Annotated in this window: 23 protein-coding genes and 7 pseudogenes; 14 read left to right on the top strand and 16 right to left on the bottom strand. The window is 64.3% G+C overall.

What is annotated here, in order from left to right:
- Window positions 1-266 (top strand): annotated as a pseudogene (locus NKK47_RS32030) (transposase); the annotation flags it as partial.
- A gap of 310 nt (window positions 267-576) precedes the next feature.
- Here the strand turns inward: NKK47_RS32030 and NKK47_RS32025 are convergent.
- The 4 genes and pseudogenes from NKK47_RS32025 to NKK47_RS32010 all read right to left on the bottom strand — a co-directional run.
- Window positions 577-1374: pseudogene (locus tag NKK47_RS32025) on the bottom strand (IS110 family RNA-guided transposase); the annotation flags it as partial.
- Between the two features lie 50 nt (window positions 1375-1424).
- Window positions 1425-2312, bottom strand: a complete 888-nt coding sequence (gene istB / locus NKK47_RS32020; protein ID WP_352579592.1) for an IS21-like element helper ATPase IstB — start codon at window positions 2310-2312, stop codon at window positions 1425-1427.
- On the bottom strand, window positions 2309-3823 hold the full coding sequence (istA, locus tag NKK47_RS32015; protein ID WP_502905091.1) for an IS21 family transposase: 1515 nt from the start codon (window positions 3821-3823) through the stop codon (window positions 2309-2311). The genes istB and istA overlap by 4 nt, the downstream gene beginning before the upstream one ends.
- Before the next feature lie 152 nt (window positions 3824-3975).
- Window positions 3976-4467 (bottom strand): annotated as a pseudogene (locus tag NKK47_RS32010) (IS110 family transposase); the annotation flags it as partial.
- Between the two features lie 247 nt (window positions 4468-4714).
- Here NKK47_RS32010 and NKK47_RS32005 point away from each other — a divergent pair.
- Window positions 4715-4918, top strand: a pseudogene (locus NKK47_RS32005) (transposase); the annotation flags it as partial.
- 136 nt (window positions 4919-5054) lie between these two features.
- Here NKK47_RS32005 and rnhB read toward each other — a convergent pair.
- Both rnhB and NKK47_RS31995 read right to left on the bottom strand, forming a co-directional pair.
- Window positions 5055-5750, bottom strand: coding sequence for a ribonuclease HII (gene rnhB / locus NKK47_RS32000; protein ID WP_352579590.1), 696 nt, complete (start codon window positions 5748-5750; stop codon window positions 5055-5057).
- A 167-nt stretch (window positions 5751-5917) separates the two neighbouring features.
- The gene (locus NKK47_RS31995; RefSeq protein ID WP_352579589.1) at window positions 5918-7072 is read right to left on the bottom strand and encodes a PA0069 family radical SAM protein; all 1155 of its coding nucleotides are present in this window, start codon (window positions 7070-7072) and stop codon (window positions 5918-5920) included.
- A gap of 151 nt (window positions 7073-7223) precedes the next feature.
- On the opposite strand from NKK47_RS31995, the gene NKK47_RS31990 reads away from it, so the two are divergent.
- A complete protein-coding gene (locus tag NKK47_RS31990; RefSeq protein ID WP_352579588.1) occupies window positions 7224-7727 on the top strand; it encodes a glycosyltransferase in 504 nt (167 codons plus the stop codon).
- A 188-nt stretch (window positions 7728-7915) separates the two neighbouring features.
- On the top strand, window positions 7916-8890 hold the full coding sequence (locus tag NKK47_RS31985) for a phytanoyl-CoA dioxygenase family protein (protein WP_352579587.1): 975 nt from the start codon (window positions 7916-7918) through the stop codon (window positions 8888-8890).
- A gap of 33 nt (window positions 8891-8923) precedes the next feature.
- Here NKK47_RS31985 and moaB read toward each other — a convergent pair whose 3' ends face one another.
- From moaB to NKK47_RS31955, 6 genes are all read right to left on the bottom strand, one after another.
- Window positions 8924-9466 carry a molybdenum cofactor biosynthesis protein B gene (moaB, locus tag NKK47_RS31980; RefSeq protein ID WP_352579586.1) on the bottom strand — a complete coding sequence of 181 codons (543 nt, stop codon included), beginning with the start codon at window positions 9464-9466 and terminating at the stop codon, window positions 8924-8926.
- Window positions 9453-10355 carry a 4-(cytidine 5'-diphospho)-2-C-methyl-D-erythritol kinase gene (locus NKK47_RS31975; RefSeq protein ID WP_352579595.1) on the bottom strand — a complete coding sequence of 301 codons (903 nt, stop codon included), beginning with the start codon at window positions 10353-10355 and terminating at the stop codon, window positions 9453-9455. Before NKK47_RS31975 ends, moaB begins: the two co-directional genes overlap by 14 nt.
- A gap of 26 nt (window positions 10356-10381) precedes the next feature.
- Window positions 10382-10567 carry a membrane protein gene (locus NKK47_RS31970; protein WP_023674078.1) on the bottom strand — a complete coding sequence of 62 codons (186 nt, stop codon included), beginning with the start codon at window positions 10565-10567 and terminating at the stop codon, window positions 10382-10384.
- Between the two features lie 81 nt (window positions 10568-10648).
- A complete protein-coding gene (locus NKK47_RS31965; protein WP_031211037.1) occupies window positions 10649-11506 on the bottom strand; it encodes a S49 family peptidase in 858 nt (285 codons plus the stop codon).
- Between the two features lie 87 nt (window positions 11507-11593).
- Window positions 11594-12394 carry a tRNA1(Val) (adenine(37)-N6)-methyltransferase gene (locus NKK47_RS31960; RefSeq protein WP_352579585.1) on the bottom strand — a complete coding sequence of 267 codons (801 nt, stop codon included), beginning with the start codon at window positions 12392-12394 and terminating at the stop codon, window positions 11594-11596.
- A complete protein-coding gene (locus tag NKK47_RS31955; RefSeq protein WP_023674082.1) occupies window positions 12394-12618 on the bottom strand; it encodes a putative signal transducing protein in 225 nt (74 codons plus the stop codon). The genes NKK47_RS31960 and NKK47_RS31955 overlap by 1 nt, the downstream gene beginning before the upstream one ends.
- Window positions 12619-13044: 426 nt before the next feature.
- On the opposite strand from NKK47_RS31955, the gene NKK47_RS31950 reads away from it, so the two are divergent.
- Window positions 13045-14061: a polyprenyl synthetase family protein gene (locus NKK47_RS31950; RefSeq protein ID WP_352579584.1), complete on the top strand. Its 1017-nt coding sequence runs from the start codon at window positions 13045-13047 to the stop codon at window positions 14059-14061.
- Window positions 14062-14087: 26 nt separating this feature from the next.
- Here NKK47_RS31950 and NKK47_RS31945 read toward each other — a convergent pair whose 3' ends face one another.
- Together NKK47_RS31945 and NKK47_RS31940 are read right to left on the bottom strand one after the other, a co-directional pair.
- Window positions 14088-14765, bottom strand: a complete 678-nt coding sequence (locus NKK47_RS31945; RefSeq protein ID WP_352579583.1) for an MFS transporter — start codon at window positions 14763-14765, stop codon at window positions 14088-14090.
- A 292-nt stretch (window positions 14766-15057) separates the two neighbouring features.
- A pseudogene (locus NKK47_RS31940) lies at window positions 15058-15390 on the bottom strand (MFS transporter); the annotation flags it as partial.
- Window positions 15391-15626: 236 nt separating this feature from the next.
- On the opposite strand from NKK47_RS31940, the gene NKK47_RS31935 reads away from it, so the two are divergent.
- The 4 genes and pseudogenes from NKK47_RS31935 to NKK47_RS31920 all read left to right on the top strand — a co-directional run.
- Window positions 15627-16232 (top strand): TetR/AcrR family transcriptional regulator, encoded by a 606-nt coding sequence (locus tag NKK47_RS31935; protein WP_352579582.1) that lies wholly within the window; start codon window positions 15627-15629, stop codon window positions 16230-16232.
- Between the two features lie 208 nt (window positions 16233-16440).
- A complete protein-coding gene (locus tag NKK47_RS31930) occupies window positions 16441-18216 on the top strand; it encodes a tetratricopeptide repeat protein (protein WP_352579594.1) in 1776 nt (591 codons plus the stop codon).
- Window positions 18217-18490: 274 nt separating this feature from the next.
- Window positions 18491-19204, top strand: a pseudogene (locus NKK47_RS31925) (glycine--tRNA ligase subunit alpha); the annotation flags it as partial.
- 147 nt (window positions 19205-19351) lie between these two features.
- Window positions 19352-19534, top strand: a pseudogene (locus tag NKK47_RS31920) (glycine--tRNA ligase subunit alpha); the annotation flags it as partial.
- On the opposite strand, the gene NKK47_RS31915 reads toward NKK47_RS31920, so the two are convergent.
- Window positions 19531-19704, bottom strand: coding sequence for a hypothetical protein (locus NKK47_RS31915; RefSeq protein WP_023674088.1), 174 nt, complete (start codon window positions 19702-19704; stop codon window positions 19531-19533). The pseudogene NKK47_RS31920 and the gene NKK47_RS31915 overlap by 4 nt on opposite strands.
- A gap of 277 nt (window positions 19705-19981) precedes the next feature.
- Between NKK47_RS31915 and NKK47_RS31910 the strand changes: the two genes are divergently transcribed.
- The gene (locus NKK47_RS31910; RefSeq protein ID WP_352579581.1) at window positions 19982-22732 is read left to right on the top strand and encodes a glycine--tRNA ligase subunit beta; all 2751 of its coding nucleotides are present in this window, start codon (window positions 19982-19984) and stop codon (window positions 22730-22732) included.
- 35 nt (window positions 22733-22767) lie between these two features.
- Here NKK47_RS31910 and NKK47_RS31905 read toward each other — a convergent pair whose 3' ends face one another.
- On the bottom strand, window positions 22768-23199 hold the full coding sequence (locus NKK47_RS31905; RefSeq protein WP_352579580.1) for a hypothetical protein: 432 nt from the start codon (window positions 23197-23199) through the stop codon (window positions 22768-22770).
- Between the two features lie 158 nt (window positions 23200-23357).
- Between NKK47_RS31905 and NKK47_RS31900 the strand changes: the two genes are divergently transcribed.
- From NKK47_RS31900 to NKK47_RS31885, 4 genes are all read left to right on the top strand, one after another.
- Window positions 23358-24329: an L-threonylcarbamoyladenylate synthase gene (locus NKK47_RS31900; RefSeq protein ID WP_352579579.1), complete on the top strand. Its 972-nt coding sequence runs from the start codon at window positions 23358-23360 to the stop codon at window positions 24327-24329.
- Between the two features lie 9 nt (window positions 24330-24338).
- Entirely contained in the window at window positions 24339-25769 is a 1431-nt protein-coding gene (locus tag NKK47_RS31895; protein WP_352579578.1) for an FAD-binding oxidoreductase, read from the top strand.
- A gap of 186 nt (window positions 25770-25955) precedes the next feature.
- Entirely contained in the window at window positions 25956-26522 is a 567-nt protein-coding gene (locus NKK47_RS31890; protein ID WP_352579577.1) for a DUF6101 family protein, read from the top strand.
- 217 nt (window positions 26523-26739) lie between these two features.
- Window positions 26740-26925, top strand: a 186-nt coding sequence (locus NKK47_RS31885; protein ID WP_352579576.1) for a hypothetical protein, incomplete at its 3' end; no start/stop codon positions are given.

Raw genomic sequence — 26925 nt, 5'->3', positions numbered from 1 at the left:
GCTGCTACGTGCACTTCCTCAGAAACGCGCTCGACTACGTGCCGCGCAAGGTCGACGACGATTGCCTGATGGAGCTCAGATGGTTCTACGACCGGCGCGACCTTGCCGAGGTCAAACGCGACCTGGCGCAGTGGATCGCCAAATGGCAGGCCAAATACCCGAAGCTGGTCAACTGGGTGGAAGACAACATCGAGGAGACGCTGAGCTTCTATCGGCTGCCGCTAGCTCACCACAAGCACATGAAGTCGACGGATGACATCGACAAGCCTGATTTCGACTTTTTCGATTCCTGTTGCGTTTCTTTGTTCGGCTCAGGTGAGCCTGTTTCTTCGTCCCGGCCCACAGGATTTCCCATGCGAGCGTGTCGAGACGCAGTCAAGGCTGGCCGGTGCGATGGCGCCGCGGCCGGCTGCGAGGTTTCCAGGCCACGCCTTGACGGCGTCGAGCACGGCGCCATTCTGGAGCGGACCGAGGGCGTAGGTCGTGCCGGCACATTCCTTATGCTATATTTGTCCGGCACGGACGACCACGAGGCAAAGAGTGGCGCGAGAGGATGAGAGTGCCGCCACGCAGCTGTTATAGTCGTTCCTCCTTTGTGGCGTCCGTGCGCCGCTTCGGCCCGCGTGGCCGCCAATGCCGAACCATTAGCTCGTACGCACGCTCGGCACTCTCGGCCGCGGCTTTCTCGCTGTTTCGCAACTCCTTCACGTTGTAGGCGTAAGCCGAACCGCGGCGACCGACACCGCGCTCGCCCGGCGCGCCGGCCTTGAGAGCGAGCTGCCTCTGCTTTGCCGCCACCAGCGCCGGGCGAGCCCAGAAGTAGTCCTGCTCCTTTGTCAGCAGATGCCAGATCAGCACGGCGAGCTTGCGGGCGACCGCCACAGCTGCGACCTGATGACCACGCTTGTTACGGATGCGTAGGAAGAAGGCCCTGAGCGGTCCGGGCGCGTTCGCCGCCGCCCAGGCGGCCTCGACCAGCATGGCGCGGGCATGGGAACGCCCATGTTTGCTGATCCGGCCATATTGCGCCAAGCCAAGACCGGATTGGCGCACACGCGGATTGAGGCCGAAGTAGCTCACCAGCTTCTGCGGCTCGCGGAACCGCCGGATGTCGCCGACCGCGGCGATGATACCGCTCGCGACGATGACATTGACGCCGGTGATCGTCTGAAGCCGCCGGACTTGCGCATCATCAACCGCTTCCCGGGCGATGTCGCGATCGAGGTCAGCCAGATCCTCGGCCAGGCGATCGATCTCGCGGATGTGGCGGGCGATAGCGGCCCGCTCGTCGTCGGGAAGCACCTGCCGCTCGAGCCAGGCGCGACCGCGATTGTTGAACAGATCGGCATGCGGGCACTTCGGCACGAGGTGCGCTATAGCGCGACGATCAGGATGAGACGCGCGCGACAATCTGGATGAGATTCTCAGGTCGCGGTCACGGGCAAATTATCATGCTGATTGTCGCTGGCAAGAGTCTCGTCGGTTTCTGATTGCCGCTCTGCGACAAGCTCGTGCGCGTTTTTGATTGTCGCGTAGGAGGCGGGCCTGCCGCGCTGGCGTTTGGCCTCCATGGCTGATCGTCGCCGGTAGCTTTCGACATTCATCTCGAAGATTGTTGCATGATGAACAAGCCGATCGACCGCGGCGAGGGTCATGGCGGGATCCGGAAAGACCCTGTTCCATTCTCCAAAGGGCTGATTGGCGGTGATCATGATGGAGCGCCGCTCATATCTTGCGCAAATGAGTTCGAAGAGCACGCTCGTTTCGGCCTGGTCCTTTGTGACGTAAGCCAGATCGTCGAGGATGAGCAGATCGAACTTGCCGAGCTTTGCGATGGCGGATTCGAGCTGGAGCTCCCGCCGCGCGACCTGAAGCTTCTGGACGAGATCGGTCGTGCGGGTGAACAGCACGCGCCAGCCGTTCTCGATCAGCGCAAGGCCGATGGCCGCGGCGAGATGGCTCTTTCCGCCGCCGGGTGGGCCGAACATGAGGACGTTGGCGCCCTTGGCGAGCCAACTGTCGCCGGCCGTGATCGCCATGACCTGAGCCTTGGAGACCATCGGCACGGCGTCGAAGGCGAAGCTGTCGAGCGTCTTCCCGGGCGGCAGGTGCGCCTCGGCGAGGTGGCGTTCGATCCGGCGGTGCGCCCGCTCCGCCAGCTCATGCTCGGCGATGGCCGAGAGGAACCGGGCGGCGGGCCATCCCTCTCTGTCGGCCTGTTCGGCGAACTGCGGCCAGAGCGTCTTGATTGTCGGCAGCCGGAGCTCGTTGAGCATGATGCCGAGACGGGCTTCGTCGATGGTGCCCTTCATGCGGCTTCTCCCGCATAGGTCGCGCCGATCAGGGCTTCATAGCCGCTGAGCGATGCGAGTTGCACATGAACGGTCGGCAACTGAGCCGGGTCCGGGCCGAAGAGCACTCTCAGGGCGGCCAGGTCAGGCAGGTCGCCGGCGTCGAGCGTTCGGGCAAGCTCTTCAGCCAGTTCACGCTCGCAGCCACGATCATGAGCCAGCGCCAACAGTTCGACGGCAATCCTGCAAGCCTGCTTGTCGGGAAGATGCTCTATGAGAGCCTCAAAGGCCTTGCGGTATTCCTGACGCGGGAAGAGCTTGTCGCGATAGACGAGCCCGCGAAGCGCCATCGGCTTTTTGCGCAGGGAATGGATGACGTGGTGGTAATTGACGACCTGGTCGTGCCGGCCGTCGGCATGGCCACGTCCGCGGGGCAAGGTCATCAGATGCGTGCCGCCGATGAAGACTTCGAGGCGATCGTCGAAGAGGCGCACACGCAGCCGGTGTCCGATCAGACGGGAAGGCACGGTGTAGAAGACCTTGCGCAAGGTGAAGCCGCCGGTGCGCGACACCGTGACGACGACCTCTTCGAAGTCCGTGGTCCGCTGGTTGGGGAGATCCTGCAAATGCAGGCGTTCGGCGTCGATGCGCTTGCCATGATTGGCGTTGTGCCGGCTGACGATCTCATCGATGAAGGAGCGATACGCACCGAGATCGTCGAAATCCCTGTTGCTCCGCATCAGGAGAGCGTCGCGGACGGCATTCTTAAGATGGCCGTGGGAACTTTCGATCGAGCCGTTCTCGTGCGCGACGCCCTTGTTGTTGCGGGTCGGTGTCATGCGGTAATGGGCGCATAGTTCCTCATAGCGGAGCGTGAGATCAGCCTTGGCGTCGGCATCGAGGTTGCGGAAGGCGGCCGACAGGCTGTCGCTGCGGTGATAGAGTGGTGCGCCACCAACCGACCACAGCGCGTTCTGCAATCCCTCGGCCAGCGCGACGAAGCTTTCGCCGCCAAGGATGACATGGGCGTGCTCGAAGCCCGACCAGGCGAGTCGAAAATGGTAGAGCAGATGATCGAGCGACTGGCCGGCGATCGTCACGCCGAGGTTGCTCATATCGGTAAAATCCGACAGTCCCAGCCGCCCGGGTTCGTGCGTCTGGCGGAAGATCACTTCCTGTGCCTCACCGTGAACAGCCCGCCAGGACCGAATACGCCGCTCAAGCGTGCGGCGAATACCTTCGGACAGCTCCGGATGGCGCCGCAGCATCTCGTCGTAAATCGCGACCGCGCGAATGCCGGGAGCGGCCTTGAGGAGCGGAACAATCTCCGCGTCAAAGATATGCTCGAGCGGGTCGGGGCGACGCCGGCTGCGCGGCGGCCTGCTCTGCGATGAAAGACGCGCCTCCTTCTCGATGCGGTAAGCTGTCGCCCGGCTGATCGACGCCTTGGCGGCGGAGACCTCGATGGAATTGTTCTGTCGGTACTTCATAAAAAGCCTCGTCTGATGATCGGTTACATGGCGACCCGGCACAAAGGTGATTCTCCATTCCAGAAAACCACCCACGCTACCGGGCCGACCGCGATCATGAGACGCCGAAAAATTGCGCTGGCGGCCGGGGTGTAACTCCGGTCGGGCTACGCCCTCCCTTCGTCACACCCCGCCGCCGAGTCTCATCCTGATTGACGCTGAGTCTCACCTTGATTGTCGCCGCGCAGGCACTTCGGCACGAGGTGCGCCTGCAGGATGCCATGCACCTCGTTCTTCACTCGCGTGCGATGCCGCACGACCTGGTTGCGTCGCGCGACGAGGCGGCGAAGCCGCTCGGTCCGCTCGTCAGGTACCCAGACCTCCGGCAGAAAGCCGCTGGCATGGAGTTGCGCCAGAACGCCGGCATCAATCTTGTCGGTCTTGATCCTGGCATGAGCGATCGCCTTCACCTGCATCGGGTTGGCGACAATCACCCGGCCGACATAGGGCGACAGAACCCGCACCACCGCCATGGCGTTGCCCGTAGCCTCGACGACAACCTCATCAGTCCGTCGCAAACTGCGGCCGAACCCTTCCAGTCCCGAGCGGGTCATGTCGACCCGTCCGTGATGGCGCAGCCGGCCGTCTTCCCAAACCACCACCTCCGCAAAGGTGCGGTGGATGTCCATTCCAATCACACGTCTCATTGGCTCCCTCTCCTCAAACAGTCGGGAGCCGGCGGGCGACGCGACACCTACGGATCCGCGCTCTCGGCGCAACCGGGCAGGTCGCAGGGGCGGCCAGCTACTAACGCGAGCTCGCAGCTCATCGAATACATCGGCCTGCCCGCACTTGGCGTGCTCCCGGTGCCCCTGTCCCGGATGGTCGCACCATACGCCGAAAATCGCTCATCTCCAGCGGGGATCGGATGGCACCGTCATGATCATACCGGTTACGAACATGCTGGAGCGGCTGAACCAGGAGATCAAGCGGCGCACCCTGGTCGTTCGCATCTTCCCCAACCCGCGGAGCTGCCTGCGGCTGGTTCGGGCATTGGCGGTGGAGATCCACGAGAACTGGCTCGAGGCGACCCGCTACCTCAACATGGATCATCTGCGCGCGCACAAGAAGGAGAGCCTGAGGGCCTTGGCCGCCTGAGCACCGTCATGTGTCCGCCGCTCCGCTAAACACGGGGGCTGCGCGGCGGACACGCCGACGTCACCGCAATGCCACGCCATTTTGCAGAACTTGACGCACACAACTCGAGGGGGGAGATCACACCTAGCCGAATCGCTCAATCCAAACCCGAAAAACCCTCTTCCTCGAGCACCTCGGTGCCGCCGAACCGGAACGGCGCGAAGGAGGCGCGGTGCAGCCGTGCCACTGGCCCGTGCAGATCGATCGCCGTGCGATGGCGGACAGTGGCGTAGCCCATATGCAGTTCGAAGCCGTAACGCGCATGATGGCTGCCGCAGCCGCACATCATGCGGTCGCGCAACACCTTGGCGACGATCGAGGCTGCGGCGATCGACTGCGAGCGCTGGTCGCCCTTGATCAGCGCTTTGCCCTCGCAGGGCAGGCCGGGCGGCACGTCGCGGCCGTCGGCCAGTGCCAGCTTCGGCCGGATTGACAGGCCGGCCACGGCACGGCGCATCGCCTCCAGGCTGGCCTTGAGGATGTTGGAGGCATCGATGCCTTCGGCGCTGACCGACGCCATCGATACGGCGAGCGCGGAGCCGAGGATTTTCAGGAACAGCGCCTCACGCTGCAAATGCGTCAGCCGCTTGGAATCGTCGAGGCCGTCGGGGATGTTGGCTGGATCGAGCACCACCGCTGCAGCCACCACCGGCCCGGCGAGCGGGCCGCGGCCGGCCTCGTCCATCCCCGCCATCGGCCAAAGGCCTTCGGCCATCGCCCTTGTCTCGAACGAGAAGTCGGGTTTCTCGACGATTTCGAAGAGAAGCGGAGAATCGGAACGCGGGCGAGCCATGGTGCGGCGAGGTTCGCATCGGCTCCGATTCTCCGCAAGTCCCCTCCGGGTCGGGCGGGGCACCGGACCAGGAGGGGGCTACCGTCTGCAAGCCCGGGGACAGGACAGGCCGGACGGGATTTTTCGCCTGCTGCGGCCGCTTCAATCGGCTGGCGCGAGACGCTTTGTCACAGCAGCATCAGCTGCTCGGTTGCCTTGGCAGCGCGGACGAACTGGTCGGTCCTGAGCGAGCGCCGCTCGGCATTGAGGCCGAGCCGTTTGGCAGCGATCTCGAAGCGCCGGCCGATCTGCCAGGCATAGGGGCCGGAGCCTTTCATGCGCTTGCCCCACTCCGAATCGTAGTCTTTGCCGTCGCGCATCGAACGGATCAGCGACATGACATGGCGATAGCGGTCGGGATAGTGGCGCAGCAGCCAGTCCTTGAAGATCGGCGCGACCTCCAGCGGCAGGCGCAGCAGCACATAACCGGCCTCGCGCGCACCCGCTGCCTGCGCCGAATCGAGGATGCGCTCCATCTCCGGGTCGGTCAGTCCGGGGATGATCGGCGCGACCATCACCGAGGCCGGAATGCCAGCATCCGAAAGCTGCCTGATCGCCTCCAGCCGCTTGGTCGGCGTCGACGCGCGTGGCTCCATGGTGCGCGCCAGCATGCGGTCGAGCGTCGTCACCGACAATGCCACCTTGGCCAGCCCGCGTTCGGCCATGCGTGACAGAATGTCGATATCGCGTGTCACCAGCGCCGACTTGGTGACGATGCCGACCGGGTGCCCGCGCGCCTCCAGCACTTCGAGGATTTCGCGCATGATCCGGTATTGCTTCTCGATCGGCTGATAGGGATCGGTGTTGGTGCCGATGGCGATGGTGCGCGGCTGGTAATTATCCCTGGATAATTCCTTGTCGAGCAGCCGCGCCGCATCCGGCTTGGCAAACAGCTTCGATTCGAAATCCAGCCCCGGCGACAGGCCCATGAAGCTGTGCGTCGGCCGCGCGAAGCAATAGACGCAGCCATGCTCGCAGCCGCGATAGGGATTGATCGAGCGGTCGAAGGAGATGTCGGGCGATTCGTTGCGCGTGATGATGGTGCGCGGCTTCTCGACCTGTACCTCGGTCTTGAACGGCGGCAGCTCCTCCAGCGAATTCCAGCCATCGTCGAACACATGCCGGCTGACCGGCTCGAAACGGCCGGACGGATTGATGCCCGCCGACCTGCCGCGATTGCGGTCCGGACGGACGCGCATGCCGCTCTGCTCGATCATTGCATTCGCCATCTCGGCCCTGCCAGCGCCGAAGGCGGCAATATCGGCACGCACGATCTGTTCCATTTTGGCCCTCTCCCAGGGACTGTCCGCCCGCTGTCGAATCGCTCTGCTCATGAATGTATTCCTATCGTATCGATGAGAACAAAGCAAGAACTTTCTCGCGGTGCGCCGCAAAAACTGGCGCTGCCCACCGCTTTCCGCTATTCGGCTAAACATGCTCAGCGTCCTGATCGAAACCCTGAATGACGAGGAGGGCCTTGCCCGCACGCTCGCCTCGCTGATCGGCGGCGCCGTCGAAGGCGTGGTGCGCGACGTTCTCGTCTGTGACACCGGCTCGACCGATCAGACGCACCGCGTCGCCGAACATGCCGGGTGCCACTATGTCAGCGGCGGCATCGCCGCCGGCATCAGGCAGGCCAAGGGCGACTGGCTGCTTTTGCTGGAACCGGGCGCGCGGCTGGGAGAGGGCTGGATCGACGAGGTCGTCGCCCATACCGCCAAGCAAACCATGGCGGCGCGGTTCTCGCGGGCACGCGGCAGCCGCGCGCCGTTCCTGTCGCGCGTCTTTGCCGGAAATCGCGCTCTCGCCGAAGGCTTGGTGATCAGCAAGCGTCAGGCCGCCGCGCTGTCGAAGAATGCCCGCAGCGCCGAAGCGATCGCCCGCGGCCTGGCGACCAGGAGGCTCCACGCCGAGATCTGGGTCGCGCCGCGGAAGTGACGGCTTACCGTGCCGGTTCAGGGAACCCCGCCCAAACAAATTTTCTGGGGGGTCGTGGTTTATTGTGCATTGCACAAAATCTGGCCGGGGGTTACCATTCCCGGCGATATGGGCGAATAGGGTTTGGGGTGTGCCGGAGCGGCGACGACTAACGTCGATGCTGTTCCCTCGATATTGTGAGGACCCCGATGACCCTTTCAAGCCCTGACAAGTCCGGCGCTGCAAGCCTCGAGGCGATCGCACGCAACGGCGGTACGCTGCGCCGCATCGCCGCCCGCATCCCGACCTATCTTTCCGACCTTCGCGAGAATCCGGCATGGCTGCCGATGTTCATGCTGGCGCGCACCATGCCGGCGCGGCGGCTGCACTGGCGCGGTGCAAAGCCCGTTCCGCCGGCGCGCAACGTCGGTGAAACGATGTTCGCCGGCGTCGATCGCGATGCCGTCGTCGGCGCGCTGCGGACGGAGGGGCTCTATTCGGGCCTGATGCTGCCGGCCGCCATCCATGAGGAGATTGCCCGCTTCGCCGAGCGCACGCCATGCTTCGGCAATTTCGACCGCCGGCTGGAATTCCTGCCCGAAAAACACGCCGATGCCGAAAAGCATTTCGGCCGTCCGCTGCTCAGCGGCCATTATTTCGAGCGGGTCCTCGACTGCAGCGCGGCGGTCGCCGTGCAGCGCGATCCGCTGCTTCTCGACGTCGCAGCGCACTATCTCGGCAGCCAGGCCAAGCTGATCACGACCCGCGTCTGGTGGAGCTTTCCGACCGGTGGCGTCTCGGACGCCGACAAGAACATGGCCTCGCTCGGCAAATACCATTTCGACCTCGACGACTGGCGCATGCTGAAGTTCTTTTTCTACCTGGTGCCGGTCGACGCCGACACTGGGCCGCATGTCTATGTCCGCGGCTCCCATAATCGCCGCATCCTGAAGCATCAGCTGACGCTGCTGGTCGGCCATTCGGCGGAAGAGGTGCTGGGCGTCTACGGCGAGCAGAGCCCGGTCACGCTGACCGGGCCGGCCGGCCTCGGCTTTGTCGAGGATCCGTTCGGCTTCCATATGGGCACCGTGCCGACGCGCACGCCGCGGCTGATGATGGAGGTTGGCTTCGGCGTGTCGCCGCCGTCGCGCCGGCGGTTTCACGGCGAGCCGGTTATTCGCTGAGGCGGTGTCGCCCGGCTGATATCTCGCTCCGTCTCAGCCGCGCCGCAAATGCTCGTCCAGGCGCGGCATGATCTCGACGAAGTTGCAGGGCATGTGCCGATAGTCGAGCTGCGGCCTCAAGATGCCGTCCCAGGCGTCCTTGCAGGCGCCGGGCGAGCCCGGCAGCACGAAGACGAAGGTGGCATTGACGACGCCGCCGGTTGCCCGGCTCTGGATCGTCGAAGTGCCGATCTTGTCGTAGGAGATGCGGTGGAACACTTCGGAAAAGCCGTCCATGCGCTTTTCGAAGATCGGCTCCAGCGCTTCCGGCGTCACGTCGCGGCCGGTGAAGCCGGTGCCGCCGGTGGTGATGACGACATCAATCGCTTCGTCCCTTGACCAACCCAGGACCTTGTCGCGGATCTTGTCGCCGTCGTCGGTGACGATGTCGCGGGCGGCCAGGACATGGCCGGCCTCGGCGATACGGTCGGCCAGCGTCTGCCCGGATTTGTCGTCGGCGAGGCTGCGCGTATCGGAAACGGTCAGTACTGCGATGCGCACGGGAACGAAGGGGCGGCTCTCGTCAATCCTGGCCATGGGCATCAACCTCCGATGTCACGCTTCGCGTCGCCGCGACAAACCAGTCGGGATGGCGGCCGCGGATATCGACAGCCGCGCGCTTGGCCACATTGCCGGTCTCGAACAGCCCGAAGCAGGTGGCGCCTGAACCGGACATCCTGGCAAAACCGGCTCCGGCCTTGTTGAGCACGGAAAGCGCCTTGCCGATGGCGGGCTGGATTGCGCGCGCCGCAGGCTCGAGATCGTTGCGGGTGATCTCCAGCCAGTTGCGGATGCTGTGGAAGTCGAGGTTGCGCGGCAGCGGCGGCAGCCCCGCATTGTCGCGGCGGCCAAGCGCCTCGAACACGTCGGCCGTCGAGACGGCAGTGCCGGGATTGACGAGCACCAGACCCAGCGCCGGGAAACCCGGCACGAGCGTCAGCTCGTCGCCGATGCCGCGGGCTATCAGCGGCTTGGCTGCGAGGCACATCGGCACGTCGGCGCCGAGCGACAGGCCGATCCGCGCCAGTTCGGCATCGCCGACATCAAGTCCCCAGGTCTGGACCAGGGCGCGCAGCACAGCCGCCGCATCGCTCGACCCGCCGCCGACACCGGACGCGACCGGCAGGTTCTTTTCGAGCCTGATCGCGACAGCCGGCGCGTGCTGGGGACCGGCCTCGCGCCGCAGTGCATCGCGCGCTCTCACCACCAGATTATTGTCGTCGACCGGCACCGCGGAGGCGTATTTGCCGGACACGGAAAACCCATCGCTGTCGGCAAGTTCCGTTTCGATGCGGTCGCCGAAGCGCGTGAACACAGCCAGGCTTTCGATCGTGTGATAACCGTCGGCGCGCTGGCCGGTGACGTGCAGCGCGAGATTTATCTTGGCGTGCGCATGCGACGCCCGGATGCTGGCCTCGGCGTTCACTGGCTCGGCCGCGAGGGGGACGACGGTCAATCCTTGGCCAGACGGTATTCGCCGGTCTTCGGGTCCTTGACCAATGTTCCCATCGTACCGTTGGCGGCTTGCTTTTCGGTACGCCGCACCTTTGCGGTCACCCGCTCGGCTTCCCTGACGAAGGAGCGGTAGCCGAAATAGGCGGCAATGCCGACGACGGCGAAGAAAATGATCTGCGGCATGTCAAACTCCTCCCTCGCAAGGCCGGCAAGGCGGCCGGTCGGGTCGGTTGATGATTTATGCTAGACGCTTTCAACGGTTTTTCAAAGCCCGAAGCGCGCCCACAGCGCGCGCTCTTCCGCCGCATCGATGACGCCGCTTGCCGCGGCGGCGGCGATATCGGGCGCCGAAAAGCTCGAGCCGAACAGGCCGAAGCGGCCGAACAGGCCGCGCGGCGCGGTGATCAGCTTGAGCTGGGTCTTCGGCCCGAAACGGCTCTTCAGCACGCTGCGCATGTCGCCGAGCGCATCGACCAGCCCGAGCTCCAGCCCCTTTTTGGCCGTCCAGAAAAGTCCGGTGAACAGGTCGGGATCATCCTTGAGCTTGCTGCCGCGCCTGTCCTTGACGAGGTCGATGAAGGTCTCGTGGACCTCGAGCTGCAGCGCCTTCAGGCGCTCGACGTCTTCCTTCTTTTCCGGCTTGAACGGGTCGAGCACCGCCTTGTTCTGGCCGGCGGTGTGGACGCGGCGCTCGACACCGATCTTCTTCAACAGCTCCGGAAAGCCGAACGAGGCCGACACCACGCCGATCGAGCCGACGATGGAGGACGGGTCGGCAAAGATCTCGTCGCCGGCGACCGCGATCATGTAGCCGCCCGATGCCGCCACGTCCTCGACGAAAACCAGGACTTTCTTGTTCTTCTCGCTCGCCAGGTCGCGGATGCGCCTGAAGATCAGCCGCGACTGCACCGGCGAGCCGCCTGGCGAGTTGATCGAGATGGCGACCGCCGGCGCGTCGAAGGAAAACAGCTTTTCGAGAAGGCCGGCGGTGGAAGCGAGCGACAGGCTCGGCCGGAACTGGCCGCCACCGGGCATGATCGTGCCGTGCAGCCGGATGACCGGAATGGTGACGACGGCGGAGCGCCAGGATTTCGGCAGCAGGCGGTTGAAAAGGCGTTTCACGAGGGGGCGGTCTCCGGTCGATTTGCTTGAGGCATGTAGGAATTCGCCGGCCAACGGCAATGCCGTCATCCCGGCAATCAAAATGGATCAGTCTCCGAACAGCGACGCCAGCCCGTTATTGATCAGCTCTGCCCGCTCCGAAGGGCCATTGCCTGAATAGGCATGCAGCATCAGCGGCGGCCGGATCGACAGTTTGCCGCGTGCGCCGAGAATTGCCCGGACGACGATGCGGATCGCCGCCGCTTCGGGGCGAGGGTGGACGGCCAGCATCTCGGCATCGCCGAAGCGGCCGGCGATGGCATCGAGGATGGCGCCGAGCTGCTGTGGCCGGGCGATGACGGCCAGCCCGCCGCCCGGCCTGACCACCGCGGCCGCGCTGCGGATCCAGCTGTCGAACAGCCCATCCTCCGAGACATGCGCGGCCTTTCTCAGCGGATCGGGCGTCGCGCGATCCTCGGCGGCATTGAACGGCGGGTTCATGATGACGAAATCGAAGCTGTTGTCCTCGAGGCCGGCGGCCGTTCGCGCCCGGCCCGACAGCGCGACATCGGCGACGAGCACCGAAGCGCGGTTGCTGAGATGCGCATTACCGGGATGGGCAAGCGTGGTGGTGGCGAAGGCCGCCATTTCCGGCGAACGCTCGACGAGCACGGCCGCGGCACCGGGGCAGCGCGACAGGACCGCCAGGCCGGCTGCACCGGCACCCGCGCCAAAGTCGGCAAGCCGCCCGGCGAACGAGGACGGCACGGCAGCCGCCAGCATCATCGCATCCATGCCGGCGCGGTGGCCCGCCTTTCTCGGCTGCACCAGCCAGAAGCGACCGCGATGGAAGGCGTCGACCGTATGAGCCGGCATGTCCGGGACAAGGGCAGCGGGCGACGCGAACATTATTTTTGGCGGATCTCGTTGGCGATGCCGGCATCCGTCAGGATGCGCCGCGCCGCATCGGCCTTGTCGGCATCCACCATGACACGGCGGGGCAGGATGCCGATCGAGCCGTCGAGCACGCTCATGTTCTGGTCGGCGACGAAACAGCCGATGCCGGCATCGCGCATCAGCGATTCGACAAACGAAATGATGACGGCGTCGTTGGTGCGGATGAGCTCTATCATCGGATTAGGGCCATGATCTATCGATATGGTCGAAATGGCGCCTGAAACGGCAAGAAGATGCGAGGAGAAGCGCGAAGGTCGGGGTCTTTCCCCCGGCCGAGCGGTTCGACGACGCAGCTTGCAGCCGTTTCGGCGTCCGGAGGATGTGGTCCATCTGCCCGGCTACTTTGTCGCGAAGGACTTGAAAGCCGAATGGCTTCCTGCGCCTTCGCTCCGCGTATCCGGACAGATGGCCTCACACCATTTCGATCATATCGATAGATCATGGCCCTAAACTCGCAGTTTGCGGCGTTGATGTAAACGTAGGCGTGATCATGTACCAGAGCCGGCGCGCCAATTCGCCTCTTGCCGCGCCGGTGGGTGACACCCTAGAGTCTGTCCAGGGACCATGTTGCCGTCGTGCATATCGAGGTTGGGAGTTTTGCCGTGGGTGTCGTTCTCAACATTGAAAACGGGAAGCGCGAAGCCGCCTCGATAAAGGACCTCATCGACCTGACCGCGGCCGACATGGGGCGCGTCAACAAATTGATCCTGTCGAAGGCCGGCTCCGATGTCGAGATGATTCCGGAGATAGCCAACCATCTGATCTCGTCCGGCGGCAAACGGCTGCGGCCGATGCTGACGCTCGCCGCCGCCCAGATGTTCGGCTATTCCGGCGACGGCCATGTCAAGCTCGCCACATCGGTCGAATTCATGCATACCGCGACACTTCTCCACGACGATGTTGTCGATGAAAGCGGCATGCGGCGCGGCAAGAAGACGGCACGCATGATCTGGGGCAACCAGGCCAGTGTTCTGGTCGGTGATTTCCTGCTCGGCCAAGCCTTTCGCATGATGGTCGATGTCGGCTCGCTTGAAGCGCTCGATATCCTGTCGAGCGCGGCTTCGGTCATCGCCGAAGGCGAGGTGATGCAGCTCGCTGCCGCAAAAAACCTCGAGACCACCGAGGATGAGCATTTCGCGGTGATCAAGGCCAAGACCGCGGCGCTGTTTTCGGCCGCCGCCGAGGTCGGCCCCGTCATCGCTCACGCGACGCGCAATGATCGCGCAGCACTCCGCTCCTACGGCATGAATCTCGGCCTTGCCTTCCAGCTGATCGATGACGCGCTGGATTACGGCGGCACCAGCAAGGACCTCGGCAAGAATGTCGGCGACGATTTCCGCGAGGGCAAGGTCACGCTGCCGGTGATCCTCGCCTATCGGCGCGGCACCAAGGCCGAGCGCAGCTTCTGGAAACGTGCCATCGAGGACAATGCCGCCGACGATGCCGGGCTGGAGAAGGCCATCGGCCTGATGCTCCGCCACGGCGCAATTGCCGACACCATCGGGCGCGCCCGCCATTTCGGCGAGATCGCCCGCGACGCGCTGGCGCCGCTCGAGGCGACGCCGCAGAAATCGGCGCTGATCGACGTCATCGATTTCTGCATCAGCCGGGTGAATTGAGAGGCATCGGCGCCCCGCGCTTGTTCTCATCGAGCCTTTGCCGGAAGAACCATTGCTGCCGGCAGGCTAACGACGATGCCCGCCGCCGCGAGCCACAAGGCGACCTGGATGCCGTCGGCGACGGCAATTTTCAACGCATTGCCGGACAATTCGCCGATTTGGCTGTTCGCAATCGCAATCAGCACGGCCATGCCGATGGCGTTGCCGACATTGAGCGTCGTCGAAGCCATCCCCGAGGCGACGCCTTGCTGGTCATGGGCAACGCCGGAAGCGGCGGCAATCCACATTGCGGTCCAGACGATGCCTTGTCCGACGCCGGAGACGATCAGGCCGGGTACGAGGGCCAGATAGCTGCTGTCGGCAGTCGCGCCTGATACCATCAATGCGGTGCCGACCGCGCCGACGATCATGCCGCCGACCAGGGTGCTGCGCGTCGAAAAGCGCGTTGCCAGACGCTCGCCGAGTTGCGTGCCGGTGGCGATGGCGACCGACGGCACGAGAAAGGCGAGGCCCGTCTGCAAGGCAGTGAAGCCGTGCACGTTCTGCAGCAGCACGGTGAGGAAGTAGGGCAGCGCTCCGAAAGTGGCCATGTAGAGGAAGGTGATCGTCATGCCGGCGATGAGGCTGCGGTTGTGGAACAGGCGCAGCGGCATCAGCGGGTCGGCGCTGTTGGCCTCGATCACGGTGAAGGCAATCAGAAACAATGCCGCCAGCAGCGCGCTGGCGATGATTGCGCCAGAGCCCCAGCCATATTCGGGCCCCCTGAACCAGGGTGAAGACAAGCAGCGTCGCGCCGGCGGTGACGGTCAGAGCGCCCGGCAGATCGAAGCTGCGCTGCTCGTGCCGCTTGCGATCGCGCGGGATGATGGCGAAAGCCGCGATGATGGCGATCCCGGCCAACAGCACGTTGACATAGAAGACCGACGGCCAGCCGAAGGCGCTGGTCAGAAACCCGCCGGCAAGCGAACCGAGCGTCAGGCCGCTGGCGCCTGCGCCGCCCCAGACGGCGAGCGCCCGGTTGCGTTCCGGTCCCTCGGCGAACAGGCGGTTGATCAGCGACAGCGTCGAAGGAAACAGGAACGCGGCGCCGATGCCTTGCACGGCGCGGGCCGCGATGATGATTTCCGGCGACCAGGCGAGGCCGCCGACCAGAGATGAGAGCGCGTAGAGCGAGAGCGCGAAGATGAAGACGCGGCGCTGGCCGATCAGGTCGGCGGCCCGGCCGCCGAACAGCAGGAAGCCGCCGGTGAACACGGTGTAGGCGCTGACCACCCACTGCAGGGTCTGGCCTGAAAATCCGAGGCCGGCGCCGATCTCCGGCAGTGCCACGAAGACGATGTTGAGGTCGAGCGAGATGATGAGCTGCGCGAAGGCGAGGAGCGCCAGCGTTGCGCCATGTTTCGCCCTGCTTGCTCCCTGCGTTATCGCCCCGAGCGGCGCGCCTTGATCGAGTGAACTTATGTCGGACTCCTTGTCGACAATTATTTGATGATCGACAAAGAATTGAGATTTGCAATCCGAAGTCAAGCAGATTATTTGTTGATCGACAAAAATTGGAGACCGCCATGGCAGGAAGGCCAAGGCAATTCGACCGCGACCAGGCGCTGGAGAAAGCCCGCGACGCTTTCTGGAGGCGCGGCTACGAGGGCACTTCGATGGCCGATCTCGTATCGGCGCTTGGCCTCGCATCGGCGCGCATCTATGCCGCCTTCGGCTCGAAGGAGGATCTGTTTCGCGAAGCGGTGGCACTTTACGAGGCCAATGAGGGCGGCCTTGCCACGCGCGCGCTGCAGGAAGAACCAAATGTCCGGCGCGTCATCGAGCGCATGCTTTGCGACGCCGTCGAAATCTATACGAGGCCCGGGCGGCCGCAGGGCTGCATGGTGGTGACGGCCGCGACCAATTGCGCCGTCGAAAATGACGCCGTGCTGCAATGGCTGGCAGAGCATCGGCTGGCGCGTACCGCATCGATCGTCGAGCGATTGAAAAAGGCCGTGCGCGATGGCGAATTGAAGCCGGATACCGATGCCGAGACGCTGGGTGACTATTACGCCACGCTGATGCACGGCCTTTCGGTCCAGGCACGCGACGGCGTGCCGAAAAAGCGGCTGCACGATCTTGTCACCGTCGCCATGCAGGCGCTGGACGCAAGCCTTTCGCAAGCGTCCTGAGTTCCGGGCCGTGACGCCGGTTTCCCATTGCCGGATTGCCGCAATGCGGTCGTGCGGCCTCTTTCGGCATGATTTATTAATTGCTGACCCGATTGTGAATTCGGGCCGGGTTGAAGCCCGACCCCAAAAAGGCCATGCTTTACCTGTAAAGATCGAGTCTACGGCGATCCCGCTGACGCGGAGATGGCGTTTGGCTGAAAGGGATATGATGCGGCAAGGATATGCGCGCTGGCTGACGGGGCTGGCAATCGCGACGGGCATGGCGATCTCGGCTTTGCCGGCGCATGCCAAACAGACCGCCGAGCCGGTCAGGATCACATCCTTCTCGGGGGCCTATCTTGCCGCCAGGATCGCCGACGGCGACAACGACCTCGACAGTGCCATCTCCTATTACAAGCAGGCGCTTGCGTTCGATCCGAACGATACGGGACTGCAGCAGAGTCTGATGCTGTCGCTGATCGCGCAGGGGCGCTTCGACGAATCCCTGGTCTATGCTGACAAGCTCAAGGCGGTTCCCGACGTCGAGCGCTTCTCGCGCCTGGCGCTGGCCATCGATTCCTTCCACAAGAAGGATTTCTCCAAGGCCGAATACTGGCTCAAGCTGTCGCTCGAATCCGATCTCGACCGGCTGATCTCCGGCGTCATGACCGGCTGGGCCAAGCAGGGTGCGGGTGACGCCGGCGAGGCCATGGCTTCCATCGACAAGCTGCAGGGCCCCGACTGGTTCAGCCTGTTCAAGTCCTTCCACCGCGCCTTGATTGCCGACGCCTCCGGCCTGCCCGACAGGGCGGATGCGCTCTACACCGCCACCGTGCAGGACACGGCGGCAGGCGGTGCGGCCCCCGAAACATGGATGCGCAACGCGCAGGCCTACGCCTCTTTCCTCGCCCGCAAAGGCGACAAGGCCAAGGCGCTGTCGGTGCTCGACAAGGCCGAGGCGTTCGCCCCCGGCAAGGTCGAGATTGCGGCCCTTCGCGACAAGATCAACAAGGGCGAAAAGATCGAGCCCTTCGTTGCCGGTCCGTCGGACGGCGCCTCGGAAATCCTGCTCGATCTCGCCACCGCGCTCAACCGCGGCGGCGGCGAGCCATTCGTGCGGCTTTATCTGCAATATGCCCTGGCGCTGCGGCCCGACAACGACGCGGCGCTCGTTCAGCTTGCCGCCGTTGCCGAGCAGTTGAAAGATGGCGAGGGCGCCATCGCGCTCTATCGCCGCATTCCCGTTGGCTCGCCGCTGAAGGAGCTTTCGGACCTGCAGCTTGGCCTCAACCTTGCCGATCTCGACCGCAACGATGAGGCGATCGCTCACCTCAAGGCCATCGTCGATGCGCATCCCGACGACATGCGCGCCTATCTGGCGCTCGGCGGCGTCTATTCCTCGAAGGAGGATTTCCGCTCCGCCGCCAATCTTTACGACAAGGCAGTCGAGGTGCTGAAGACGCCGACCGCCGCCAACTGGAACATTTTCTACCAGCGCGGCATCGCCTATGAGCGACTGAAGGAATGGCCGAAGGCCGAGCCGAATTTCCGCAAGGCGCTGGAGCTCTACCCCGACCAGCCGCAGGTTCTGAACTATCTCGGCTATTCCTGGGTCGACAAGAACATGAACCTCAAGGAAGGCCTCGCGATGATCCAGAAGGCCGTCGACCTGAGGCCGAGCGACGGCTACATCGTCGATTCGCTGGGCTGGGCCTATTACCGCCTTGGCCAGTTCGACGATGCGGTGCGCGAAATGGAACGCGCCGTTTCGTTGAAGCCGGAGGATCCGGTGCTCAACGATCACCTCGGCGACGTCTACTGGCGCGTCGGCCGCAAGCTGGAAGCCACCTTCCAGTGGAACCAGGCCCGCGACCTGAAGCCGGACCCGGACGTGCTTGCCGCCTTGCAGCAAAAGCTGATGAAAGGCCTGCCGCCGATCGAATCCAACACAGCGCAGGAAACCCCGAACGTAAAGCCCGTGCCGGCGCCCGCGCCGAAGGGGTGACCCCTTCTTTCCTTCTCCCCTTGTGGGAGAAGGTGGATCGGCGCGCAGCGCCGAGACGGTCGAGGGGTGTTGGACGGATTGCCGTCGGTGCCAAGCTGGAACACCCCTCATCCGACCGAGCTTCGCTCGGCCACCTTCTCCCACAAGGGGAGAAGGGAACACCTTCAAAGGCCTGACCCCTCTGCCTTGACGCTTGCTGGCCAGGCATCTAGGACGTGCCGGCATCCCGCCTTTCCCGCCGGAGGCCGCCGTGACCGTTGATATCCCTGCCCACATGCATCCCAGCCGCTCGTTCCAGGGGCTGATCCTGACGTTGCATAATTACTGGGCGGACTATGGCTGCGTCGTCCTCCAGCCTTACGACATGGAAGTCGGCGCCGGCACATTCCATCCGGCAACGACATTGCGCGCGCTCGGCCCAAAACGCTGGAACGCGGCCTATGTCCAGCCCTCGCGCCGCCCCAAGGACGGCCGCTATGGCGAGAACCCGAACCGGCTGCAGCACTATTACCAATACCAGGTGATCCTGAAGCCCAATCCGCCCAATCTGCAGGAGCTTTATCTCGGCTCGCTGGCCGCGATCGGCATCGATCCGCTGCTGCATGACATCCGCTTCGTCGAGGACGACTGGGAAAGCCCGACGCTGGGCGCCTGGGGGCTGGGCTGGGAGTGCTGGTGCGACGGCATGGAGGTGTCGCAGTTCACCTATTTCCAGCAGGTCTGCGGCATCGAATGCGCCCCGGTGGCGGGCGAGCTCACTTACGGGCTGGAACGGCTGGCCATGTATGTGCAGGGCGTCGACAATGTCTACGACCTCAACTTCAACGGCCGCGAAGGCGCCGACAAGGTGACCTATGGCGACGTCTTCCTGCAGGCCGAGCAGGAATATTCGCGCCACAATTTCGAATTTGCCAACACCGCGATGCTGCTGCGCCATTTCGAGGACGCCGAAGCCGAGTGCAAGGCGCTGCTCGAAGCCGGCGCGCCCATCTCCCCCCTTGAGGGGGAGACGCCCGCGAAGCGGGCAGAGGGGGGCGCCTCGGAAGGCACCGCAGGTCAGGCGTCGAGCACTGCACGAGCGACCCCTCCCGGCCAGACCTTGTCTGGCCACTCTCCCCTCAAGGGGGAGGGATATCACCGCATGGTCTTCCCAGCCTACGACCAGTGCATCAAGGCCAGCCACGTCTTCAACCTGCTCGACGCACGCGGCGTGATTTCGGTCACCGAGCGCCAGAGTTACATCTTGCGGGTGCGCAATCTGGCCAAGGCCTGCGGCGAGGCGTTTCTGCTGACGCAGGCGGGTGGAATGGCGGCTTAGCTCCAGGCGATTTCGACAGGGGCGCTGATTGGCAACGTGCCTTGGCCGCTTGCACCGGCTATTGTCCGCAACGCTTGCCTGACGCCGGGCATCGAGAACGTGCCATGCACCTGCGCTGTAAAACAGGCGCTGAGCGCGAGGATCTGCAGGAATGTCGATGCCGTTTTCATGCTCGTTCAGCCAATAGCTCTCTGCCTGAGCGTTGGTCGCTTCAGCGCTGCGTTCGGTTCATGGAAATCTTTGATCCAAGGACGGGCGGACCGGTGCGTGTCCGACAGGCGGCTGAATTTTTTCGGAAATCGCCGTTGGACGCCTTGATCGTGCTGGCCCGATCTTGCTGGTAAGGGTGACAGCAGCCGACCGAGTTGCTATGCCCCGCTTACCTTCGCCTCGATGGGGGAGGACGCCGCGAAGCGGCGGCTGTTTCTTGTCGCGTGAGCTCTTTCAATGCCTGACCTGCTTCTAGAACTTCGTTCCGAGGAAATCCCCGCTCGCATGCAGCGCAAGGCGGCCGGCGATCTCAGGAAGCTTTTGACCGACGGTCTGGTCGAAGCCGGGCTGACCTATGAGGCGGCGCGCGAATATTGGACGCCGCGCCGGCTTGCGCTCGACATTCGCGGCCTGACCGCCCGCTCGAAGGACATCAGCGAGGAGATCAAGGGGCCCTCGACCAAGGCGCCCGAGGCGGCGGTGCAAGGTTTTCTGCGCAAGGCGGGCCTTGCCTCGATTGCCGAGGCGCATGTTCATTCCGATCCGAAGAAGGGCGACTTCTACGTCGCCCATATTTCCAGGCCGGGCAGGCCGGCGGAGCAGATCATCGCCGAGCTGGTGCCGGGCATCATCCGAAACTTCCCTTGGCCGAAATCGATGCGCTGGGGGCCGGCTTCGGCCAAGCCCGGCTCGCTGCGCTGGGTGCGGCCATTGCAATCGATCCTGTGCACCTTCGGCCCAGAAACCGAGGAGCCGGTGGTGGTCGATTTTGAGATCGACGGCATCCGCTCCGGCAATGTCACCTACGGTCACCGTTTTCATGCGCCGGGCACCATCACGGTGCGCCGCTTTGACGATTATGTCGCCAAGCTTGAGGCGGCCAAGGTCGTGCTCGATGCCGACAGACGCAAGGAGATCATTCTTGCCGATGCCAGGAACCTCGCCTTCGCCAGCGGGCTCGACCTCGTCGAGGACGAGGGGCTGCTGGAGGAAGTGTCGGGCCTGGTCGAATGGCCCGTCGTGCTGATGCGCGAATTCGAGCAGGATTTTCTGGCCATTCCGGCCGAGGTGATCCGGCTCACCATCCGCGCCAACCAGAAGTGTTTTGTCACGACGCGCCAAATCTCCCCCCTCGAGGGGGAGATGTCGCCGAAGGCGACAGAGGGGGTCGCCTCGCGTGGATCGGCGGCATCCCCTGTCCGCGATAGGGAGTCGCGTCAGGTCGTGCCGACCCCCTCTGGCCTACCGGCCATCTCCCCCTCAAGGGGGGAGATCAGCCAATCGCCGCTTTCCAACCGCTTCATCCTGACCGCCAATATCGAGGCCAAGGACGGCGGCAAGGAGATCGCCCATGGCAACGGCAAGGTGGTGCGCGCCCGCCTGTCCGACGCGCTCTATTTCTGGAAGACCGACCAGGGCGACCTGCCGGATCTCGACCAGCTGCAGGCATCGGCGCAAAAGTTCGGACTCGACCTCAACAAGCCGCTCGACCAGCGCATGGCCCGCCTCGACCACCTCAATGTAACGTTTCATGCCATGCTCGGCACGCAAGGCGAGCGGGTGGAGCGGATTGCCAGGTTGGCCGAAGAACTAGCACCAATCGTGGCGCGCGCAATCTCCCCCCTTGAGGGGGAGATGGCCGGCAGGCCAGAGGGGGTCGCTTCGCGTGAAGCGCCGGCGTCCTCTGTCCAAAATAGGAAGCCGCGTCAGGACGTGCCGACCCCCTCTGTCGCCTTCGGCGACATCTCCCCCTCGAGGGGGGAGATTATCGCGCTGGCGCGTCGCGCTGCCGTGCTCGCCAAGGCCGACCTCACCACCGAGGTGGTCGGCGAGTTCCCGGAACTGCAAGGCGCCATGGGCCGCAAATACGCGCTGCTGCAGGGCGAGCATCCATCAGTCGCCGCCGCCATCGAGGAGCACTACAAGCCGCAGGGCCCGTCCGATCGCGTGCCGACCGATCCGGTGTCGATCGCAGTCGCGCTCGCAGACAAGCTCGATACGCTGGTTGGGTTCTGGGCGATTGATGAAAAGCCAACCGGATCAAAGGACCCCTATGCGCTCAGAAGAGCGGCGCTGGGTGTGGTCAGGATTTTGGTCGAGAATGGGATCAGAATTCGTCTTAAAACAAGCTGGAGAACGGCGTGGCTACTTTTTGCCGATCAGCGCTGGAATAGGGAACTGGGCGAGGCGGCTATTCGGTTTGCGGATGCTGAAACATTCACTGGTTTGGAGTTTGATGAAGTGCGTTTTGCCGCAATTGCTGCAAGCGTCGACTCGCTCCTCCGTAAGCAGATAGCCGTTTGGTTGCGTACCTTTGACGCTGGCCAAAACGACCTCCTCTCCTTTTTCCAGGACCGCCTAAAGGTCTATCTCCGCGACCAGGGTGCACGGCACGATTTGATCGATGCCGTCCTGGCGAGTGGCGGAAGCGCGCCAATCTCCCCCCTTGAGGGGGAGATGTCGGCGAAGCCGACAGAGGGGGGCGCTGTCCCACCGGCCTCTCGGCGCGAGGCACCCCCCTCTGCCCTGCCGGGCATCTCCCCCTCAAGGGGGGAGATTGGCCAGAACGACGATCTCCTGCAGATCGTCCGCCGCGTCGAAGCACTCGGCTCCTTCCTCGACACCGAGGACGGCAAGAACCTGCTTGCCGGCACCAAGCGCGCGGCCAACATCGTGGCTGCCGAAGAGAAGAAGGCGACAGCGATCGCAAGCAGCGTTGAGCCGGCTCTGTTCCGGGAGGACGCCGAAAAAACCTTGTTCGCGGCGGTGAATCAGGCCGAGAGGCAAGCCGGCGAAGCAATTCAAAACGAAGACTTTTCCGCCGCCATGCTGGCGCTTAGTGTGTTGCGCGAGCCGGTTGATTCATTCTTTGAGAAAGTCCTGGTAAACGATGAGGACCAGGCGGTGCGCGCCAATCGCCTGGCATTGCTCGCCCGCATCCGGGCGGCGACCGACCGGGTCGCGGATTTCTCCAAGATAGCCGGCTGACGTCCGCGAAGAAATCTTCGCTTATGCTTCAGGCGCTATTTCGGCTGGTCGGGAGCTGCTAGCGGTGCAGGCTGCGGCGCTGCGGGCTCAGGGGTTTTGCTGGCGACCTTTGGGTCGGCTTTGTTGTCCGCGGCGGGCGCGGCAGCGGTGGCCGGCGCGGCTTTGGGCGCTGGCGTTGCAAAGGCATCGCCGACGATACCGCCGCGAATGATCATCGGGCTTCCGGTGAAGCCATGGTTCGGCTGGCTCGGGATTGCCGCGACCTTTTCATCGGTGACGTTTTCATTGACGTCAGGCAACTTCTCGCCGAGCGCGACTATCGACGGTGTTTTCGCCCGTTCGAGCGCGCCGGCACTTACAACCGAAGGCGTCGCCGTCGTTTGCCCGAGAAAAACCAGCGACGAGGCCTGTGCCGTGCCGGCCATAAACGCCAAACCAAGCGCTCCAAGGATACGCATCGAAAGCATGATAATTCCCTTGCCCAACAAGACGGCACCCTAGCCAAGGGCAGTTGATGCCGGCTTGCGGGGAAACATAGCATTTTAGCGATTTGCGATTCGCCAATGCCTAGGCTTGCTCGCCCGGCGTCAGCGTATTAGGCACCCGCATCCGTGAGGTGACGACAGTGGCTGAAATTCGTGCCGTCGGCGAGGCGATGGAAAGGGCGTTGGCGCTGCTCGAGAGCGGCGATGTCGTCGCCATCCCGACCGAGACCGTTTATGGGCTGGCTGGCGACGCGACCAATGGCGTTGCCGTGGCTCGTATCTTCGAAGCCAAGGGCCGACCTCGCTTCAACCCGCTGATCGCCCATATAGCCGATCCGGCGATGGCCGAGCGCATCGCGCTGTTCGACCCGCTGTCGGAAAGATTGGCGCAGGCATTCTGGCCGGGGCCGCTGACGTTGGTGCTGCCGCAACGGCCCGGCAACGGCATTCATCCGCTGGTCACCGCCGGCCTGGAAACGATCGCGCTGCGCATGCCGAAAGGCTTTGGCGGCGAGCTGATCGCCAGGTTCGGCCGCGCGCTGGCGGCGCCCAGCGCCAATTCCTCGGGCAGGATCAGCGCCACGACGGCCGAAGCCGTGGCCGCCGATCTCGGTCCCCGGATCAAGCTTGTGGTCGACGGCGGCGCGACGCCGGTCGGGCTGGAATCGACCATCGTCAAGGTCGAAGCTGGAAAGCTGCGGCTGCTGCGGCCGGGCGGCATTGCCGCCGAAGAGATCGAAGCAGTGGCCGGGACAAAGTTGCTGCGCGGCGCTTCGGGCATCGAGGCGCCCGGCATGCTCGCCTCGCACTATGCGCCGGGTGCGGCGGTGCGGCTCAATGCTGCGGAGGTCGCACCGGGCGAAGCCTTGCTGGCCTTCGGCCGCCGCCGTGCCGAAGGCTGGCGCGATGCAGCCGCCCTGCGCAACTTGTCGGAGACCGGCGACCTGCGCGAGGCGGCAAGCAATCTCTTCGCCCATCTGCAGGATCTCGATGGCAGTGGCGCCAAAACCATCGCCGTCGAACCGATCCCGTTCGACGGGCTGGGCGAGGCGATCAATGACCGGCTTTCGCGCGCCGCCGCCCCGCGTGACAAGATCGACCGAGCACCATAGTTTCGACCCATGAACGACATTTCCCCCGATCTCGACCCCGCCGTCGTCGCGCGCTTTGCGACAATCGTCGGCGATAAATATGCGCTGCGCGACCAGCAGGACATCGCGCCTTACCTCACCGAGCGGCGCGGACTTTGGCACGGCAGGACGGCTTTGGTGCTGAGGCCGGGGAACGTCGAGGAGGTCAGCAGCATCATGCGGCTGGCGACCGAAACCGGCACGCCCATCGTGCCGCAAAGCGGCAACACCGGGCTGGTCGGCGCCCAGGTGCCGGACGCATCCGGCCGCGAGATCGTGCTGTCGCTGTCGCGGCTGAACCGCATCCGCGAAATCGATACGCTGTCCAACACGGTCACGGTCGAAACCGGCGTCATCCTGCAGACGCTGCAGGAAGCGGCCGATGCCGCCGACCGGCTGTTTCCGCTGTCGCTTGCCGCGCAAGGCTCCTGCCAGATCGGCGGCAATCTCTCGTCCAACGCCGGCGGCACCGGCGTGCTTGCCTACGGCAATGCGCGCGAGCTCTGCCTCGGCGTCGAAGTGGTGCTGCCGACCGGTGAAGTGTTCGATGATCTGCGCAAGCTGAAAAAGGACAATACCGGCTACGATTTGAAGAACCTGTTCGTCGGCGCCGAGGGTACGCTCGGCATCATCACCGCCGCCGTGCTCAAGCTGTTCCCCAAGCCCAAGGGGCGCGAGGTGGCGTTTGCCGGCCTGTCATCGCCGGAGGCGGCACTGTCGCTGTTCAGCCTCGCGATGGACCGTGCAGGGGCAGCGCTCACCGCCTTCGAGCTGATCGGCCAGAGGCCCTACGACTTCACGCTTGCCCACGCGCAAGGCGTGGTGCGGCCGCTGGCCGGCGATTGGCCGTGGTATGTGCTGATGCAGATCTCGTCGGGCCGTTCGGCCGAGGATGCCAGGGCCCTGATCGAGGAGGTGCTGGAGGCAGGCCTCGAGCAAGGCATCGTCGGCGATGCGGTGATCGCGGCAAGCATGGCCCAGGGCGATGCGTTCTGGAATTTCCGCGAGGTGCTGCCCGAGGCGCAGAAGCCGGAAGGTGCCTCGATCAAGCACGACATCTCGGTGCCGGTGGCGTCAATCCCGCCCTTCATCGAAAAGGCCGCCGGCGCCGTGCAATCGGTCAGTCCCGGCGCGCGCGTCGTCTGCTTCGGCCACATGGGCGACGGCAATCTGCACTACAACATTTCCCGGCCGGTCGACGGCGATGACGAGGCGTTTCTCGGCCTTTACCACGTCATGAACAAGGCCGTGCACGACGTCGTGCGCTCGTTTCATGGCTCGATCTCGGCCGAGCACGGCATCGGCCAGTTGAAGCGGGACGAATTGATCGCGACGGCGCCGCCGATGGCGATCGAGCTGATGCGCAGGGTGAAGGCCGCGTTCGACCCGGCCGGCATCATGAATCCGGGTAAGGTTATCTGATCCTTTCGCCGGCCTGCGCCGGTTCGCATTCCGATAACCATCTGCCTCGGATCAGCAAAATTTAACCGACTTTCTTAAGCGCGAGGATAAGAAGCTCGCGCTAATGTTTCTCCACAAACGAGGCTGGGAAAACCGGCCCGGAGAACCGGAAACACCGGCTCTCAGGAGAAACAGGAAAGGCACGATATGAACACTGGACTGAAGCCAGTCTGGGCCGGCCGCAATATGCGTCTCGACCCATTCCGCCTGCCGCAGGTGGTGAGCTACGCCACGCGCGACGACTATGGCGACGTCACCTTCACCATCGACCAGCGCGGCGCGGTCATCCGCCGCACGCTGGGGATGAGCGGCGTGCCGGCGATCATCGCTCTGCCCGCCAACGCGTTTCGCGGCGTCGCCGCCCGCGCGATGGAGGATCCGGATGGCAATGTCACGGTGACACTTGAGCTTCTGCACAACGACCCGATGCTGTCGGTGCCGCTGCTGGTGGCCGACGATCTCGACGATGTCGCCGCCGACTGGCGCGCCTGGGCCGACGCCTACCGGCTGCCGATGCTGCTGATCGAGGCCGACGGCATTGCCCGCACGCTGGAAGAATCGCTCGGTGCCGCCATCAAGGCGCTGCCGGCGCAGGACCGCCGCAAAGGTCGCGTCTCGACCATGCGCCGCCCGCGCTTCCTCGCCCGCCGCCGCGCCGGCGACCTCGGCCTCAGGCTGGTCATCGGCGGCGAGGAGCTTATTTCGCGGGAGTAGGCCTGAGCGCCTCTTCCTTCTCCCCCTTGTGGGAGAAGGTGGCCGAGCGAAGCTCGGTCGGATGAGGGGTGCTCCGGGGAACGCCGACGCCTCATTCCGTCCAACACCCCTCAACCGTCTTGGCGCTACGCGCCAATCCACCTTCTCCCACAAGGAGACCTTTGCATAGAAGCCGATCGGTGATTCTGTGATGATGGTCGAAGCAGGGAGATTCGGGATGGCGGATCGTGTTCTGGGTCAGTTGAGTCTGGCGGACGGGCTGGCGGCGTCGGACGAGACGATTTTCGACCTGGTATCGAAGGAACTGGATTGGGCACTGATCCGAACATTGCTGGGTCAGCGCAGCGGTCCCGGCTCGGGCAACACCAGCTACCCGGCGGAGGCGCTGGTGCGCTGTCTTTTG

The sequence above is a fragment of the Mesorhizobium sp. M0019 genome, assembly GCF_040323975.1.
GTDB lineage: Bacteria > Pseudomonadota > Alphaproteobacteria > Rhizobiales > Rhizobiaceae > Mesorhizobium.
Note: the sequence above shows the minus strand (reverse complement) of the source record. Positions and strands in the feature narration are given on the sequence as shown.